The sequence below is a fragment of the Mucilaginibacter aureus genome, from assembly GCF_053514885.1.
The window spans coordinates 557,228-574,940 of sequence record NZ_CP170601.1; the positions used below are offsets into that span (position 1 = coordinate 557,228).

Sequence of the window (17,713 nt, forward strand, 5' to 3'; positions counted from 1 at the left end):
CTTACACTTTTGCCGACCGGGCAATTACAGTTTGCAGGTGCTTATACAGGCAATGATAAATGATCAGCTCCTGGTAACGTTGCTCATCCGGAAAAAGCCTGTTTAAATGCATATGTATAATATCGGCAGCCAATTGTGCTTTACGTTCGGGGGTAAAATTACCGCTCATATCAATAATAGCACCTATACTTTCCTTCAGTTTTAAGTTTAGGGCTGTTAGCTTAAGTTTTTTGTAGTAAGCTTCCTGGTTGTTCAATAGTTGGGTTATCTCATCTTTCAGACTACGATATTTTTTATCCAGCGAAAACTTCAGCACTTTTAGATCATTATGTTCAAGCGAAAAGGAATGCGCAACATGTTGCGTAAAACTCAGTTGAGCGGTTACCTCCGGAAAAAACAAACCAACAATCTCGGCAACGGTAACCATTGCCAGGCTGTGATAGGTAAAACTAAAAGCCGGTGCCATGGTCCGGTTTAAATAGGTGATCACTAAATCGCTGCTGTATTCAAATACCTTTTCCACATCGGCCATAATATCCGCACCATAGCGCTCCAATTCTCTTCTGTAAATATCGGCCTTGTACTCTTGTATTAATTGATAACGAACATCAACAGCCAGCCTGGCCTTTAGCGCTACCAGTATATCACCCAGAAATTCCTCTTTCACGTTGATACGTAAGCGGATATGCGGGCCCGTATCAACATACCTGATAAAAAACCACGATTCAATTTTCCCATCTGTTTTAACTGCCTGTAACACGGGTAGTATTTTTTTTACCAAAAGCTGATTGGCGCGTGCCGCGGCGCAATAAATTTTAAAATAGATCCATTTACTACCTGTTATAAACTCCCTTGCCTGTTTTACACCCGTTGTAGTTATAGTGCGTGGCAATGGCCGGTACGCCTTGTTTGCCGAAAGTATAATACCGATAAACTGATTGACCAATGGTTTTCCCTCTTTATTGGTTACATCCCTGGTATATGGCATCAGTTGCTCGGTGATCTTAACATCTGATTCGGATCGGATACAATCCAAAAAAAACAAGGTCTCTGTTTTATCTTCAAGGTTAAATGCCAGTTGCTGATCTGAGTGGCCCAGGGCAATATATTGTGGCCACAATTTTTCTGCTTTAAACTGTTGTACCTTTTGTAATGATTCTTCTGCACCTGTCTGTGTAAGGTACTTCACTTCCTTTTCAGAAAGGTACCATTTGGCCAGGCATAAAATAGTTTTATCGTAGGTTACACGCGGGTAAAACGCCATTCCCGGAAACATTCCTTCCAGGTCTATCGTCATACTTGTATGGATACCCTGGTGTTGCAGATCGCCCAGGAAACGAAAAAGATTGAGTTGGTGATTTTGATGATTATAAGCCGAACTTAAACGCGGAATAACTCGCTTTTTCATCGTTACCGACTCTAATATCAGTTCATCATTAACTACCGATAACACCAGGTCGCCGGCATGTATTTGTTTGTCTTCGCTCAACGAGGGTGGCGTGTTTATAGCAAGTTCATAATCATATACCGCTAAACGGCGATTAACGTTGTCAACATGATTGTCTGACAGTAGGCTGATCTCCGCAAACATCATATCCGGGTTACTGTCCTGTTCGTGCCGGGCAGCTTTACCGGCAATTGCTTTTACAGCCGGACTTAAAAGCGTAAAACGACCTATCAAAGCTGTAGCCGATGCACCGCCGGCAGCATCTATAACGATATTATCTTCATAAATTCTAAACATAACCGATGTTGAAGGTGGCAGTGGGAGCTTTAAAACATCTTCCAGGTTCACCAGGTCTTGTTCGTCTATAACAATTTCCTTACGGGGACTGGCTGACGAGTTCCATTTGCTGAAAAGCAGTTTATGTGCCGAAAACCACTTCACATGATCGGCCTTGTTATTCCTCTGGTTAAAATGCATATCCTGTAGCAACACATTAGCAACATCCGGCGCCCCTGATGCTCCATAAGCTATACCCGTTTCAGGATCCAGCGCCTGTAATAAAGGCACTTTTTGCAAATCGAAACGTAACTTAAACTTCCTGATAAAATCAGCCATCATTTTGGGCTGATTATCTGCCGTGAGTATCTGTATACATCGTAATGCGTTTTTTAGCTGCTGCTGGTACTCAACATCAACCCAACCTGTAGCCGGGCGTTCAAGGTTAGCATAAAACAGTTGTTTGGGTATGGTAAGCCCGGTTTTGGCAAATAGATTGGCAAAATCCTTTACCAACTGCTCTACCCCCGGCAGGTTGGGAAATTTTATACCTGGCATGCGGCTTAACAGGTTGCATAATGCAGGTTTTATTGGTGAGTTTAAAAACGGGATACCGGCTAATTGACTTAAATGATCATCGCCCAATAGGGTTACCTCATGTTTGGATAATACAATTTGCGCAGTTATTAAAAAATTGAAATATTCAGTAGCTTCATTATCGCTGCAACCGGTATTGGTTTGTATATAAGTAATAATATCGCGGTAAGTTATGGCGCTTTGCTTTAAAAACAACAACAGTTTTTTAGTGAACCGGTTTGCTTCGAACGATTCCAACAGGTACGATGCCTTACCCGAATCGGGGTTTTTTATAGTTTTGATATACCTGAACTCTTTATTGGTTCGGTATAGCGTTGGATTACCAAAAAAAGGGGTTTGATCGGTAACCTCATTATTCAGCACTTTAGAAAACGTTTCGGCAACCGCCTGATCAACGAGCAACTTTAATCGCGACTCGGGATACGGGGATAGTTGCACATTGGTTAAGCCTTCGGCCCAGGTTAATGTACTAAATGATGAGAATACACCAAATGGAATTGGCCTAAAACTCATCCGGTTATAATATTTTAATAGGGTAACCTTCTCTTTAGGTAACAATAATTTACCCGAAAAATTATTAAGTGCGAGCCGCTGATAAAAATCGGGGCTGGCCAGGTAAATAGCCAGTTTAAACCACTCGTTTTGCAACAAGGCGTCCAGGTTGTCGGGTTGATATTCCTGGTAGCTCAGTAACGGAGAGCGCAATATCAGTTCATCAAGCAAATTGAAAGGGGAAGCCATAAGTTGAAAATCGGTTTTATAAAAATAAGGCTTAATTATTCTTATTTTATATACTGTTATATTATTTTAGTAAGGTGAGCGCCAACTTAAACCAAAACGATATCTTATTGTATGCGCTTAAATAAACGCTTTTGGCTAATTTATGCATTACTGATGGCTTGCGGCATTTGGTATGCCGTATATGCTATTACCAAACAGGAGGAAATAATACTGCCTTACAACAACCCCGAGGATATCGCCACCTATAACCGAATAGACACGATGAAGAATCTCTCTGCTCATCAAAAATTAGTTTATAAGCAAAAGAGCGTCACCATCCGTAAAAAGTTTGAGAAATGGACCAGGATATGGGCCAGGCAACTTAATCTTGAATTTAAATTTCACCAAACGGCCGAAAATATTGTATCGCTGGCAACCAAAAATATGCCCGATGAGATCATTAAATGCGACCTAAATAAGCCAGCGGTTTACAGCAACACCTTTTCGGCCGATATAGCCGAATTTTCGCGGCGTGTCGGTAGTCTCTCGTCGGATCCAAAATCGCTTGTATACAAAACAATCATGATCGATTCAAACAAGATCTTGTATAAATATTACTATTGCAGGCACCAGGATGGGATCGATAAACCCGCTGGGCAGATCAATATGCTGTTTGACGTATGCATATCCACATCCATGTGCACCAATATTAAAATATTTGATAAGCTCGAAATGGACCAGGTGTATATTAAACCCCGCAGTTTGGAAGATGATCTTAACAATTAGCGCGTTATACCCTTCCCCTCGTCATTAATAAGTTTAAATGCTCGGTGAGTATTTGCCCCATGGTTTGGCAGTGGTCAAATGCGGCGCTTTTATGGTGCTCCGATAGTTCGGAAACCAATTGCGTAACTTTTTCCTGCGGTGATATATCCTGTATCCGCATTACCGCCAGCACATCATTCAACCGTACATTAGCCATCCGCATCCGGTGCGATACCAGGCTCCGCTCTTCTTCCTGGTATTGCTTCATGGTGGTTTCGTTAATGTATTTCATACCCAGGTTTACCAGTACATTGTTTTCTTTAAAAAAATGCGGCAAATAAAACTTGCGCCTGCCCTCGTAACTTTGCTGGTCAAAATCTATCGCACGGATACGGTATTGGTTACCCTCGATATCGGGGGTAATATCCACCACAAAATTGTACGAGCGCATATCGCCCAGCAGCCGCACAAAACAGCGTTCGTTAAACTTTACAAACTCCTTGCAGATACGGATCTGGTTAAACTTGGTGGTATGCAGGCGATGATCGATAAAGATGTCGCCGGGCAAGCCGGGTATATGTTCTTCGATCAGTGTATTACCATTGCTGATATAGGTTATCCGGTTTGGCGACAGGATATGCTCGAGTTCCAGCCCGTACACCCGCGATGCATCGGCCACCTTCACATAAAAATGGTCGTAATTATCATTCAGCCGGTTAATGATCCGGATACGGAACGGTTTTGAATTGCCAAAGGTGCAATAATCTATCCGGGCAACCGATAAATGTTCCATCACCTGTACATCGCCATCGGTATGCAGCAAAGCATAAATATAGGTCAGACTCGGAAAAAGATCCTTCATCTCACTTTCATCGTAATATACCGTTTGCCAAAGGGTATCGGTACCGTCTTTATTCAGCAACGAGGTATGAAAGTTAAAGCGCAGCAGGTCGCTGTATTGTACGGGCAGCTTAACCTCACGGTCGTACTTGATCAAATAGTCGCGCAGCGGGTCGATTATCGGGTAAAAATACTTTTTACGTGAGGGTACATCTTCGCGCGGTTGATCGGACATGGATTAAAGATAGTTTTCTTTACTGAATATTAATTACTGTATTCGTTAATTATATTTGATTGTCAATCTGGAACCATGTTATCAAAAAAAGAAATCTATAAACAACAATTCACCCAAGAAGATTTTCCGGGTTTAGAAGCCATTAACAAAAGGCAGAAAGAAATATACGGCGATCAGGAACCTACCCACTGGGCTACGATTGTACCTTATGAATTAGGCGGCAAAGATCCTTTATGGGCCACTGAATGTTATGATAGTGATAAACAAAAAAGACATTTTCATCATATGTCGCTTGGCTTTACCAATTTATATTACGATGATGAATATGCCGAAGATGAAATAAATGGCTTTGGTTTTGAACTTACCTTCAGACATCTGCCTGTTCCTGAAGATCCTGATAAACCCGTATGGCCCTCAAACCTGTTACAAAATATCGCCAGATACGTTTTTGACTCGAAAAAGGTATTTGACGACTATCATTTTATGTCTGCAAACGGGCCGCTTAGAATGGATACCCAAACTGATATTACCGCAATGGTTTTTGTTACCGACCCTGAGATGGGCGAGATAGAGACCCCACACGGCCATATGAAATTTTTACAAATCTACGGCATCACATCACGCGAATATCAGGACTTAAAAGAAAAAAATATACTTGTCGCAGCTTGATTGAAAAGCACCAGATTGATAATCCATTACTGATCACCGATCTATCCAGAAAAGATAAAAAGTCCTTTTTCTCATGGATAAAAAAATAGCGAAGGGCTTAACGCTCTTCGCTATTTTATACAATCGTTACTTTATCTCAAACACCGCCCTGATCTGAAAATTAAGCTTGATCTTTTTAAAATCGATATCGCTATCTGTAGGAGCCTGATCGGCAGCAACCAAAGTATTAGCTTTAAAAGCAAAGTTGCGCATCATCGGTGGGGGGTTGCTATCCTCTACTTCGGTGATCTCGATGGCCCCACCTATTTTTTCGCCGATGCCCTCTAACAAGTAAGTAGCCTTTTCTTTAGCCGCCATCAAGGCCTTTAGTTTCAGCTCCTTTTTCAGCTGGATCATTTTACTATAGTCGTAGCTCTCAATATAGGTCGACTCGATACCTTTGGGATCCACACTGCCCAGGATCTGATTGATCTTATTCAGATCGTGAAATTTAATGCGGTATTGTTTACTTGCCAAAAAGTTAGGGTCTTTCTTTTTTTGATAAGTTGTGTACCCGCTGATGTTGTTGATGGTAAAATCTTCCTTAGGGATACCGGCCGTGGTTAATGCCTTTTCGAGCTGACCTTCTAAAACATCAATACTTACCCGGTTGCGGCCATCCATATACTCTTTTAACGAGATGTTAAAGTAAATGATATCGGGCGTTACTTCGGCTTCGGCGGTGCCGGTAACTTCAATTTTTCTTCTCAGGTCGACTGTTTGTGCGTTGGCAGCTACGGTAAATAATACAAGCGCTGCAAAAATTAATCGTTTCATAGTATTTTATGTTTGTGTACTATCAGGATGCACCCAAATGTAGCAATCCATAAGCTATACTGTAACTAAACTGATACGATAAGGTTTGCCCTCTCACCCCTTAAAGAGGGAATTATATGCAAATACTTTATAAAACTGGAAAAGGCAAGCCACATCAAACAAAAAGGAGTCCAAATTACTTGAACTCCTTTTTTTACATTGTTATATCTTCAATTCCCCTTTAGGGGCTGGGAGGCTATTCTTCCACCACTTCACTATTAATGCTCGTTTCTTCGACGCTTTCGTGTTTAAAATAGTGTTTTTGATAGATCAGTATCAGGATAACGCCAACCGAGATAGCCGAATCGGCGAGGTTAAATATCGGGCGAAAGAAGACAAAATCGTCATTTGGTGTACCACCCCAGATAGGAAACCATTGCGGAAAATGCCCCTGTATGAGGGGGAAATAAAACATATCAACCACCTGGCCGTGAAATAGTTTACCGTTTTGGAACCAGATACCGTAGAAGGTTGAATCAATGATATTGCCCATAGCACCGGCAAATATCAACGCCACGTTCATAATAAGCCCGCGGTGGTATTTGTGTTTGATCAGATAGACCAGTCCATAACCTATCGCGATAACGGCAAAAATACGGAATAGTGTAAGCACCAATTTCCCGGCATCGCCGCCGAGCTCAAGCCCCCACGCCATACCGTTATTTAGGGTATATTGCAACATACCCCTATCGCCCAAAAATTTAATTGGGGCACCAAATATCATGTGCTTTAAAACCCAGATCTTGATTACCTGATCGGCAATGATAATTAAAGCAGCAGTCAAGAAAGGTTTTAAGTACGATCCTTTCATTCTGCCTATTGTTTCAATTTAGCTTCCATACTTAAAGTTGTATGCGGTACGGCGCGTAAACGCTCTTTTTGGATCAGTTTACCGGTTTCGCGGCAAATGCCATAGGTTTTGTTTTCAATACGCACCAGTGCGGCTTCTAATTGTTCAATAAACTTTTTCTGACGGGCAGCCAACTGGTTGATCTGCTCTTTCTCTAATGTGGCCGAGCCATCTTCCAGGGTTTTATAAGTGCCGGCAGTATCATCGGTACCATTGCTATTTGGGTTACTTAATGACGAAGCCAGGTTGTTCAGCTCTTCTTTGGCCATACGTAATTTATCTAATAGCAATCCTTTAAACTCTTGTAACTCTGAGTCGGAATAGCGGGTTTTTTCGTTTTCTGTTTTCATTTACATTTTACTTATAGAAATCAATATTTCATTTTCATAGATAAGGGCAATATCGCCTTCATTCAACTCTGCATCAAGCACTAAGCTATCTGCTAAAATTTCGGCGCAAATATAGGATAAATTATTTTTTACGGCTTCGGCTATATACGGGTGTTCCTTTATACGAACGTTGATCTTATCTGTTACCTCAAAGCCTTTGTCTTTACGCAGATTCTGTATGCGGTTGATCAACTCGCGCGATATACCTTCCTGTTTTAATGCTTCGGATATATTAACATCTAAAGCCACGGTTAGTTTGCCTAAATTTGCAACCTGCCAGCCGGGTACGTCTTCTGCAATGATCTCAACATCCGAAAGTAGTATTGAGTATTGAGATTGGAGTATTGAGATCTCTCCTTTACTTTCAAGCTCACTGATATCTTCGGCCGAAAAATTAGTGATCACTTCGGCTACCATCTTCATATCCTTACCCACCTTTGCCCCTAAAGCCTTAAAGTTTGGTTTTATCTTCTTTTTGATAAACCCAGCTGTATCGGTTATATATTCAACATTTTTGATGTTGGTTTCCGATAGGATCAGTTCTTTAACCAGCTCCACCTGGTGTTTAAAGTTTTTATCCAACACCGGCAGCAATACCCTGCCCAAAGGCTGCCTTACGTTAATGCTAACCTTTTTACGCAGCGATAAAATAAGCGAGCAGATATCCTGGGCCAGTTGCATCCGCTCTTCCAACGCTTTATCAACCAAAGCCTCGTTGTATACCGGGAAGTTGGCCAGGTGAACCGATTCAACCTGTTCTTTTTTGGTTACGCTGTTCAGGTCGCCAAACAGGCGCTCTGCAAAAAACGGCGCCACCGGCGACATTAATTTAGCAATAGTAGTTAAACAAGTATATAACGTTTGGTAAGCCGAAAGCTTATCTTCAGTACTATCCGAACGCCAGAAACGGCGGCGGCTTAACCTTACATACCAGTTGCTTAAATGTGCATCCACAAAGTTTTGGATGGCACGGGTAGCTTTGGTAGGCTCAAAGTCGGCGTAGAAATCGTCAACCTCTTTAGTTAGGGTATTTAGTAACGAGATGATCCAGCGGTCGATCTCCGGGCGGTTTTCAATAGCTATCTCAGCTTCACCGTATTTAAACCCGTCGATATTGGCGTAAAGCACAAAAAACGAATAGGTATTGTACAGGGTACCAAAAAATTTGCGGCGAACTTCGTCAACACCTTCGATATTAAATTTCAGGTTATCCCACGGTGATGCATTGCTGATCATGTACCAGCGGGCTGCATCGGCGCCAAATTGTTCGATAGTCTCAAACGGGTCGACAGCGTTACCTAAACGCTTGCTCATTTTGTTGCCGTTTTTATCGAGTACCAAACCGTTGCTTACCACGTTTTTAAAGGCTACGCCTTTATTGCCAACGCGCGTGTTTACAGCCTTAACCTCGTCGCTGGCTTCGCTTAGCATTACCGCTATAGCGTGCAGAGTAAAGAACCAGCCACGGGTTTGATCCACGCCCTCGGCGATGAAATCGGCCGGATAGGCGTTTTCAAAACCTTCTTTATTTTCGAACGGGAAATGCCATTGCGCATAAGGCATAGCACCGCTGTCAAACCAAACGTCGATCAGGTCGGGCTCGCGGAACATTTTTTTGCCTGTAGGCGATACCAGTATTACATCGTCCACATAAGGCCTGTGCATATCCGGCAGGTTAAAACCTTCGGGCAAAAAGCCAGCCTTAACCGACTTGGCGATCTCTTCATTCAGTTGCGCTATCGAACCGATGCAGATCTCCTCCCCGCTTTCGCTGCGCCATATCGGCAACGGTGTACCCCAATAACGCGAGCGCGACAGGTTCCAATCCACTAAATTTTCCAGCCAGTTACCAAAACGGCCTGTCCCGGTGCTTTCCGGCTTCCAGTTGATGGTTTTGTTCAGTTCAACCAGTTTATCTTTTACAGCGGTTGTTTTAATGAACCAGCTATCCAGCGGATAGTATAATATCGGTTCATCGGTACGCCAGCTGTGCGGATAGCTGTGCTCGTATTTCTTAACGTCGAAAGCTTTGTTATCGGTCTTTAATTTGATGGATATCAGCACATCGGTCGGCTTAAAGCCCGGCGCCTCGCGCTCTTCTTTGCTGTAGTATTCTTCTTTCACATAAAAACCTGCAAAATCGGTCACCTCGTCAACAAACTTACCTTGCTTGTTTACCAAAGGCACTTCTTTGCCGGTTTCATCCAGCACCATTACACTTGGCACGCCCTGCTCTTTACAGGCCCTAAAGTCATCCGCACCAAAAACCGACGCGGTGTGTACTATACCGGTACCATCTTCGGTGGTCACAAAATCGGCAGGTATCACGCGGAAAGCGTTTGCTTCCAGATCGGCATTGGTAACATACGGCATCAATTGATGATAACGCAGGCCAATCAGGTCGGTACCTTTAAAGCGGGCTTTAACCGTCCACGGGATAATTTTATCACCGTCTTTATAATCCTCAAAGCTGGCGTTTTCGCCTTCGGCTTTAAAGTATTTATTCACCAAAGCACTGGCCAAAACCACGCTTACAGGCTTAAAAGTATACTGGTTAAAAGTAGCTATTTTAACATAGTCGATATTTTCGCCAACGGCCAGCGCACAGTTTGATGGCAACGTCCATGGCGTGGTCGTCCAGGCTAAAATTACCGTATCCTCGTCAGGCTCGCTAAACAGGGTGGGTAAAAGTGGGTGTTTTTGATCATTTTTTAGATGAAACTCCGCCACAATGGTGGTATCTTTCACCATTTTGTAAGTACCCGGCTGGTTAAGCTCGTGCGAACTTAAACCCGTGCCCGATTTTGGCGAGTACGGCTGCACGGTATAACCCTTGTACAGCCAGCCTTTTTTATACAATTCGCCCAGTATCCACCAAAGCGACTCGATATATTCGTTTTTGTAAGTGATGTACGGATCATTCAGGTCTACCCAATAACCCATCTTTTCGGTCAGGTCATTCCAGATGTCGGTATAACGCATTACCTCCTTACGGCAGGCGTCGTTATAATCCTCGATAGATATCTTTTTGCCGATATCGTCCTTGGTGATGCCTAAAGATTTTTCAACTGCCAGCTCAATAGGCAGGCCGTGGGTATCCCAACCGCCTTTACGTTTAACCTGGTAGCCTTTCAGGGTTTTGTAACGGCAAAAAATATCTTTAATAGAACGCGCCATCACATGGTGAATACCCGGCATACCGTTAGCGCTCGGCGGCCCTTCATAAAAGGTGTAGGGCTTGCTTTCCGGACGGCTGCTGATACTTTTTTCGAAGATGCTGTGCTCTTTCCAGAACGCCAAAACATCTTTTCCTATTTTCGACAGATCAAGTTGCTTATATTCCTTGTACATCAATACGTTTACCTCAATTTTTAAGAGGTGCAAATTTAAGGAATTTTATGCGAAAACTTAATTGTTTTATTATATTGCATCAATACAAATCTGCCGTTTTACATATTATTAAAATTAAATTGAATGGGTACGAAAGAGCAATTCGAACATTTGCAAAATAAGATACGAAGCTCTATCGATTCATTTTCTATCCGAAGAGGAAATAATAAAACAAAAACGTTTATTTTAAAGTTTGCCGTCACCCTATTATCCTCCATATCTACTGTTATTTTAGGTTTAAATTTAAGTGGATGGAATACCCCCGAAAATAAATATGTAATCAAAAATATTGCATTGGCAATTAGCGCAATTATTACAGTAATAAGCTGGATGGATGCCTTTTACAACCACAAACAATTATGGGTATCTTTTAATAACACGGTGAATGCATTAAGAGAGCTGGAACTAAAAAACGAGATGAGGCTGTTACAGGAAAAAGAAATAACTGAGGAGGAGGTTGAACAATTAAGGGTCGACTATCAAAAGATCTTAGATCATGTAAATGATAGCTGGACTAAACTACGCACAGATAAATAAGCAGCCAATGGGCGTCCCCCTGCCGGGTCGCGTCATCCGCTTATACTGCACAAGGCATTAGCCACGGCCTGTCCTAAGCCCACCGAAGGGCCGGTATCCGCTGCTACCGCTAACGCAAACATTTCGGTGAAATCAAAAAAACAATCGGTGGAGTCTAAAGATAAATCCGAAATCGAACATCCGAAATTCGAAATCAAAAAAACTATCTTTGCCCCATGAATCCCAAATACCGCAACCCCGTTATCCTGTTTTTAGCCAGTTTTTTATTGATTGGTTTAGGCATAGTGAGCCGGGTTAACCACTGGCCCGGTGCGGATATTACTTTTGGCGCGGGTATGCTGGTACAGATGTTTTCGGTATTGTGGCTGATCGTGGTGATTATTAAACCGGGGAAGAAGGGTTAAAGTTTATACGAAAGGTTTGAACATATCTGGAAAAAAGTAAAGCATAATATTCCCGATGGTGATCAAAACAAGGATATAAAAAATTAACATTCCTGTCTTTTTGGTTTTTAATTGAAAGCTCTCGAAAAAAGCAATTATTGTATAACAAGCAGTGGTGCTGAGTGTCCCAATTAAAAAATGATAAAACCGATCAGAGTCATATGTAAATGCCCTAACAATCTGAAAAGCAAATTCTGAAAAAAAGGCGATCAGCGCTCCTGCCAAAGTTAGTTTAGCAACACTTGATGAAGGCGATATTTTTAAAAATTCCTTCCCTGCATTTAGTAAGATCACCATGAGCGCCCCAACTATTAATAGTCCGCTGGTTCGAAGGTTGGTATTAGGAACAGTTTCAGGAATTTTCCAACCAGAATAGTCAAACAGCCACAATTGTATAAGCAGCACCACAAAAAAAAATGCGGCAAACTTCAAAATTGTTGGCAAAAATTGTTTCATATCGCCAATATACCAATTTGATGTTTTTCTTCAAAACAAACAAACGCACGTCACTAAAATTCGTATTCCAACCGTATCAAGGCCATAGGCAACCTAACACGACCAAAATGGGAAAGTAAAATCCGAAATCAAAAATCCGAAATCCGAAATCAAAAAATCCCCCTGTTCGCTCCCCCATCAATCTGTATTGTAGTCCCGGTAATATAAGCTGCAGGTTCGGAAGCTAAAAAGGCTACCAGCGCGGCCAGCTCTTCAGGTTTGCCAATGCGACGCAACGGGATCGTTTGGCTTTTTTCTTTTAACGCTGCTTCAAAATTATTGCCCTTGGGCATGGTTTCTTTGATGCGTCCGGTCAAGATCAGGCCGGGAGCTACGTTGTTTACGGTAATGTTATCGGGGCCAAGTTCATCGGCTAATAACTTGGCCATGCCTACAACACCCATACGCATACTGGTTGAAAGTACCGAGTTGGCCATCACATACTTCACCGAAGCGCTGATGATATTGACGATGCGCCCGCCGCCTGCCTGGCGCATATGTGGCACTACCAACCGGCTGGCACGTACAAAGCTCATCAGGTTTTGATCGAATGCTGCCTGCCACTGCTCATCGCTAAAGGTTTCGAATTTATTGAAAGGCGGGCCGCCGGCGTTGTTCACTAAAATATCTAACCGGCCAAAGGTTTTAACGGTTTGAGCGATGATATTTTCGAGTTGTTCAGGGTGGTTAACGTCCACAGCAATGGCAATAACTTTACCTTTCGCCGTTTGGCGGATCTCTTCGGCTGTAGCCTCAAGCTCCTGCTGGTTACGCGAACCTATCACTACATCAGCGCCTTCGGCTGCCAGCATCGTGGCGACGGCCTTGCCTAAACCTTTACTTGCAGCCAGCACCAGGGCTACCTTGTTTTGAATTTTTAAATCCATGGTGCAAGGTAAAGAATTATCCTTTCAATTGTTATTGCGCAGAAAGAACCACCGCGAGATGTTCTACCGTAGACAAGCATGGAGCAGAAGATTTTTTCGCTCGCTCCGGCCAAACTCTATCCCGCTCAAGAGATAGTTCTCACTATCGTTCGAGATGACAATTTAAATAAACGTTGGGTTTGCGTTAGCGATTGGCGCGGATACCGGCCCCGTGGCTAAGGCCTGTGTAGTATGAGCAGAAAGCGCGGCCGCAGGCAACGCCCTAATAAAGAGAACCAAGAGGTAAGAATCAGGAGGCAAGATAGGACTGCCACTCTATTTCCTCGATTTCGCAGATAGCCTTCTCTACAAGAAGTAGTTTTTTGTCTTGATTCCTGACTCTTGCTTCTTGACTCTAATTTGCCACCAGCTTACTGGTACTGCGGTAAACATACTCGGTAAAAATATGCCTGCGGGCAAAGCGGCCCGGCGAATCGGCATTAACCAGTTTGATGTATACGTTACGTGGCACATCAAAATACTCGTACTCGGCGCCGTCAAAAAACTTAATGGTGAGTACCTGCTTCTGGTAATCAAAATCCAATATGTTTGATGTGGTGGTAGTTGCAGTATAATCTGTTAAAGTTTGCTCACGGGTTTCGGGAGCTATACTTACCAAAAAATGGTAAGCCTCAATAATGGTTTTGCTTTTTTCCTCAGCCTCCAGTTTCGCTTCCTCGTTATCGGTAAACCTGTCGGGATGCCAGGTTTTCATCAAACTTTTATAAACCGAGCGTAATTCGTTTAAAGTGCTTACTTCGGTTGTACCTAAAAGTTTGCGATAATCTACTATTTTCTTCATTTGCCGCAAAGGTAGGGTTTTTACCCGTAAATAGCTAACCATCTGGATTAATGGTTATTGTGTTATTGGTTATTAAGTTATTTAAACCCCAACTAAACCGGCCAAATAACGTAATAACCCAGTAACGTAATAACTAATTGACAAAAACTTAATGTTAACTCGTGCTTTCAAGGTTAACAAAATGTTAATTAACCGTTACAAAATTATTACTATACTTTTGCAACGTGACGAAAAATACCATCCCTACCTACGCAATTGTTGAATTATTAATACGCCTGGAGCAGATCGATCCGCACATTGGCGACTATAAGGACCATGCTATTTATACCGATGCCGTTATTGTAAAAACCACATTGGGGCATATCACTTTCCCTAAAACGCTTATCGCGCAACAATTTAACCAGCCCGAACTGATCAGCATAACAGAGCTTAAAGATGCCGCACTAAGCTTTAAACCGTTAAACAAGGCCAATAAAATTTAAGGACGCTAAAATAGCATAACATACAAAAGTCCCTGGGGATTGGGAAAAGCCCTGTACAGAGCTTAAAGAATTACCCTACAGCCTAAAGCTGCAGGGTAAGTATGTGTTTTACCGGACAACTGCCGGGGGTATGTGAAGATTTAAAAAAAGGCAAGCATTAAAACTGTTCCCTTTGTTAAACTTACAGGCTAAATAAAGGGGGAACAACTATCTTTTGTAGCCACCGCCGCCGTAACCGCCACCGCTGTTACCACCACGATTGTAACCGCCACCGCCCGAAGGACGATTGCCGCCGCGGAAACCGCCGCCGCCACTGCGTTCTTTCTTCTCTTCTGCTTCGTTTACTACAATTGTTCTTCCGTAAAGTTCAGCGCCATTTGCTTCTGCAATAGCTTTTCTTGCCGACTCTTCGTCAGGCATCTCAATAAAACCAAAACCTTTACTGCGGCCAGTTTCCCTGTCGGTAATAATTTTTACCGAAGTAACTTCACCAAATTCTTCAAATACTTCCTTTAATTCACTTTCTTCAACTTTAAAAGGAAGACTACCTACAAAAATGTTCATGCTTGCTATTAATTAATTTTTAATGTTTTGGCAAAAGTATATTAAATAAACTGAGTTGCACAATATTGACACACTAAATGACAATTATTATGAAAAATAAAAGGCTGTTTTGTAAAAATTTCGTACAATTTTGGCATATCCAATCCATCTTGCCGTGTAATGCTAATAACTTTTACGCCCAATAAATTGTTTTAGTTGCCTTAAAATATTTTGCAGAACCTAATTAACTGGTAACTAAACACTTTGTTTAACACCTTGTTTTTTGTAAAAATTATCAATTGTTGGTACATTAGTATAGCCTTAATTTTAAACCAAACTGCTAAACCATATTACAATGAACTGGAAATTGAGCTTTCAACTGTCAATGTTCGGCCTTATTATGGCTTTCGGAACCATCTCATTAATTCCCTATAAAATTGAACCGGTATTCTGGCTGGTGATCTTTTTGGGCTGTGCTTACATTATTGCCAAGGTTTGTAAGCAAAAATATTTTATGCAGGGCTTTTGGGTAAGCATGTTTAACAGCTTATGGATAACCATTGCACATTTTATATTTTTTACCACCTATGCCAGTAACCATGCCGATATGGTTGGACATTGGCATCCACGTTTGCTAATGCTCATTATGGGCCCGGTTATTGGCGCCGCTTGCGGGTTGATACAGGGTTTGTTTGCGGTTATAGCCTCAAAGCTGGTAAAGCCAAACGCTGTTGCCTGATCTGTCTATTTTATAGCCTCGTATATTTTTTTGGCCAATAATGCCGAGCCTTCTTTATTGGGATGCACTCCATCAAACACCAGGTTAGCCTGTCCCGCAAAAGTGTGATACAGGTCGATGGTTTTCACTTTCTCTTTACTGATGATGGTCTTCAGGTCGGGCAGCATTTCATTGGTCAGGATACTGTCGCGGATGTTAAATTTGTTCGGAAATATCGGGAACGGCGTACAAACGTAGATCTTAGGATGCGATGGTAGGGTTTTAAATGATTCGATAAAGTCCTCATAATCCTGCACAAAGTCTTCCTTGTGTGCCCAGTTTTGCGGCTTGGTATCGTTGGTACCTAATTTAATGATCACGATATCGGGATTAAGGGCCAATACTTCTTTGTATTTGGCTTCATTCCAATAGGGATGATCGCCTTTGCGAAGCAGTGTTCGCGCGCTGATGCCGTAATTACTTACCTCGTATTGATCGCCAAGCAACTGTTGCAAAATAGTTGGGTAGGCCTCGCCGGGTTTTAAACCGTAGCCAAAGGTGATGCTGTTGCCCACACAGGCTACTTTAATTTTGCTTTGCGCGAGGGTAATAGTGATGAATAAGCTGAGGCAGAGGGATAGGAATAAATGGCGGGTTATGGTTTGTTTCATGACGAATAGTTGGTTGATCAAAAGTAACAAATCAAAATGGGGTGTCATAGTAACACTGTATCGGTAGCTTTCTCAAAAGAATATTCAATAAATCAATTACTATACAAATGTTGTATATTTATTCTTGCATGTTTCTAACAACCCTTAAATCAATAGCTGAATCCAATACTTTTTTGAATATACTTATTGGCGTTTGTCCGCTTGGCATTTTTCTACTCCAATCTTTTGCTAAAAAGAAACTGGTTGACTGGCGGCATCCTTTTAAAGAAAGAATTAGATGGCAAGTTTATGCAATTATCCTTTTATTTATAATTAGCATTTGGGCGCTTAACGAAAAAGATACTATAACGGATAATGATAAGCTATTAGCAAATAATTTGCGTGATAAAGACATTAAAAAAGCTCAGAATGATAAGGCTGATATACTAATGGCTATAAAAGAGAAGAATTTAACCTATGATCCTATCACTAAGAAACTAGTTGATTCATTAACGAAACTCTATAATTCGCAATCCAAATTGCTCGCAAGAGCAAAGTCATCAAACCAGAGTGCTGATAAAGCGATTCTTCAAATTGAAAATTCTCTCATCAGTGCTTTTGAAGTAGGTAAACCAATTAAAATAAGATCAACTTTAGAGAATATAAATAATGTCGCAACAAAAATTTTAAAATCACAATATGCTATCTCAATAGATGACACGACGTATAGATTAAAATCCTTTGATAATGTTTCAAAAAAAATATTTAACATTAATACTTACACTAACTTAGGTCATAAAATCCCACAAATTGAGTCGACAGATGATGGAAGAAATTTGGATGAAGACAATTACAAAGCTATCTTAGAGAATCGATCCTTTATTATATATTCTGGTTATATTGAATATGAGAATTTAGTTACACATCAAAAGAAAGCATATAAATTTATGCAAAAACTTAATTCAATCGGTTTAGTAGAAAATCTATTGAATGAAAATATTGATATTCAATAATTACCCATTATTCTCTCCCAATTTTCAATTCATATCCAACCAAAAAACCCTCCCACCCGAAGGCGAAAGGG

18 protein-coding genes are annotated in these 17,713 nt (G+C 41.6%); 7 read left to right on the forward strand and 11 right to left on the reverse strand.

What is annotated here, in order from left to right; all coding sequences use genetic code 11:
* Window position 1: 1 nt before the first annotated feature.
* Complete coding sequence (locus ACFGVR_RS02385; RefSeq protein WP_448700891.1) at window positions 2–3,061, reverse strand: lantibiotic dehydratase; 3,060 nt, start codon at window positions 3,059–3,061, stop codon at window positions 2–4.
* A gap of 111 nt (window positions 3,062–3,172) precedes the next feature.
* Here ACFGVR_RS02385 and ACFGVR_RS02390 point away from each other — a divergent pair, with 111 nt between their 5' ends.
* A complete protein-coding gene (locus tag ACFGVR_RS02390) occupies window positions 3,173–3,826 on the forward strand; it encodes a hypothetical protein (RefSeq protein ID WP_448700892.1) in 654 nt (217 codons plus the stop codon).
* A gap of 4 nt (window positions 3,827–3,830) precedes the next feature.
* Here the strand turns inward: ACFGVR_RS02390 and ACFGVR_RS02395 are convergent, their stop codons facing one another.
* Complete coding sequence (locus ACFGVR_RS02395; protein ID WP_448700893.1) at window positions 3,831–4,880, reverse strand: hypothetical protein; 1,050 nt, start codon at window positions 4,878–4,880, stop codon at window positions 3,831–3,833.
* 75 nt (window positions 4,881–4,955) lie between these two features.
* Here ACFGVR_RS02395 and ACFGVR_RS02400 point away from each other — a divergent pair, with 75 nt between their 5' ends.
* Window positions 4,956–5,549: a suppressor of fused domain protein gene (locus tag ACFGVR_RS02400; RefSeq protein WP_448700894.1), complete on the forward strand. Its 594-nt coding sequence runs from the start codon at window positions 4,956–4,958 to the stop codon at window positions 5,547–5,549.
* Window positions 5,550–5,675: 126 nt separating this feature from the next.
* Here the strand turns inward: ACFGVR_RS02400 and ACFGVR_RS02405 are convergent, their stop codons facing one another.
* The 4 genes from ACFGVR_RS02405 to ileS form a co-directional block, all read right to left on the reverse strand.
* Complete coding sequence (locus ACFGVR_RS02405; RefSeq protein ID WP_448700895.1) at window positions 5,676–6,365, reverse strand: SIMPL domain-containing protein; 690 nt, start codon at window positions 6,363–6,365, stop codon at window positions 5,676–5,678.
* Window positions 6,366–6,600: 235 nt separating this feature from the next.
* Entirely contained in the window at window positions 6,601–7,215 is a 615-nt protein-coding gene (locus ACFGVR_RS02410; protein ID WP_448700896.1) for a lipoprotein signal peptidase, read from the reverse strand.
* 5 nt (window positions 7,216–7,220) lie between these two features.
* Window positions 7,221–7,604, reverse strand: coding sequence for a TraR/DksA family transcriptional regulator (locus ACFGVR_RS02415; RefSeq protein ID WP_448700897.1), 384 nt, complete (start codon window positions 7,602–7,604; stop codon window positions 7,221–7,223).
* Window positions 7,605–10,994, reverse strand: coding sequence for an isoleucine--tRNA ligase (gene ileS / locus ACFGVR_RS02420; protein ID WP_448703026.1), 3,390 nt, complete (start codon window positions 10,992–10,994; stop codon window positions 7,605–7,607).
* A gap of 123 nt (window positions 10,995–11,117) precedes the next feature.
* Between ileS and ACFGVR_RS02425 the strand changes: the two genes are divergently transcribed.
* Window positions 11,118–11,570, forward strand: coding sequence for an SLATT domain-containing protein (locus ACFGVR_RS02425; protein WP_448700898.1), 453 nt, complete (start codon window positions 11,118–11,120; stop codon window positions 11,568–11,570).
* A 215-nt stretch (window positions 11,571–11,785) separates the two neighbouring features.
* Window positions 11,786–11,974: a hypothetical protein gene (locus tag ACFGVR_RS02430; protein ID WP_448700899.1), complete on the forward strand. Its 189-nt coding sequence runs from the start codon at window positions 11,786–11,788 to the stop codon at window positions 11,972–11,974.
* Window positions 11,975–11,977: 3 nt separating this feature from the next.
* On the opposite strand, the gene ACFGVR_RS02435 is transcribed toward ACFGVR_RS02430, so the two are convergent.
* The 3 genes from ACFGVR_RS02435 to ACFGVR_RS02445 form a co-directional block, all read right to left on the reverse strand.
* The gene (locus ACFGVR_RS02435) at window positions 11,978–12,469 is read right to left on the reverse strand and encodes a hypothetical protein (protein WP_448700900.1); all 492 of its coding nucleotides are present in this window, start codon (window positions 12,467–12,469) and stop codon (window positions 11,978–11,980) included.
* A 149-nt stretch (window positions 12,470–12,618) separates the two neighbouring features.
* Window positions 12,619–13,395: an SDR family oxidoreductase gene (locus ACFGVR_RS02440; RefSeq protein ID WP_448700901.1), complete on the reverse strand. Its 777-nt coding sequence runs from the start codon at window positions 13,393–13,395 to the stop codon at window positions 12,619–12,621.
* A 394-nt stretch (window positions 13,396–13,789) separates the two neighbouring features.
* A complete protein-coding gene (locus ACFGVR_RS02445) occupies window positions 13,790–14,236 on the reverse strand; it encodes a KTSC domain-containing protein (protein WP_448700902.1) in 447 nt (148 codons plus the stop codon).
* A gap of 224 nt (window positions 14,237–14,460) precedes the next feature.
* Between ACFGVR_RS02445 and ACFGVR_RS02450 the strand changes: the two genes are divergently transcribed.
* Window positions 14,461–14,718, forward strand: coding sequence for a hypothetical protein (locus tag ACFGVR_RS02450; protein ID WP_448700903.1), 258 nt, complete (start codon window positions 14,461–14,463; stop codon window positions 14,716–14,718).
* 207 nt (window positions 14,719–14,925) lie between these two features.
* On the opposite strand, the gene ACFGVR_RS02455 is transcribed toward ACFGVR_RS02450, so the two are convergent.
* Window positions 14,926–15,282 (reverse strand): RNA recognition motif domain-containing protein, encoded by a 357-nt coding sequence (locus ACFGVR_RS02455; RefSeq protein ID WP_448700904.1) that lies wholly within the window; start codon window positions 15,280–15,282, stop codon window positions 14,926–14,928.
* A gap of 334 nt (window positions 15,283–15,616) precedes the next feature.
* Here ACFGVR_RS02455 and ACFGVR_RS02460 point away from each other — a divergent pair, with 334 nt between their 5' ends.
* Window positions 15,617–16,000 (forward strand): hypothetical protein, encoded by a 384-nt coding sequence (locus tag ACFGVR_RS02460; RefSeq protein WP_448700905.1) that lies wholly within the window; start codon window positions 15,617–15,619, stop codon window positions 15,998–16,000.
* 5 nt (window positions 16,001–16,005) lie between these two features.
* Here the strand turns inward: ACFGVR_RS02460 and ACFGVR_RS02465 are convergent, their stop codons facing one another.
* Window positions 16,006–16,650, reverse strand: a complete 645-nt coding sequence (locus ACFGVR_RS02465; RefSeq protein WP_448700906.1) for a GDSL-type esterase/lipase family protein — start codon at window positions 16,648–16,650, stop codon at window positions 16,006–16,008.
* Between the two features lie 128 nt (window positions 16,651–16,778).
* Between ACFGVR_RS02465 and ACFGVR_RS02470 the strand changes: the two genes are divergently transcribed.
* Entirely contained in the window at window positions 16,779–17,642 is an 864-nt protein-coding gene (locus tag ACFGVR_RS02470; protein ID WP_448700907.1) for a hypothetical protein, read from the forward strand.
* Window positions 17,643–17,713: the final 71 nt, after the last annotated feature.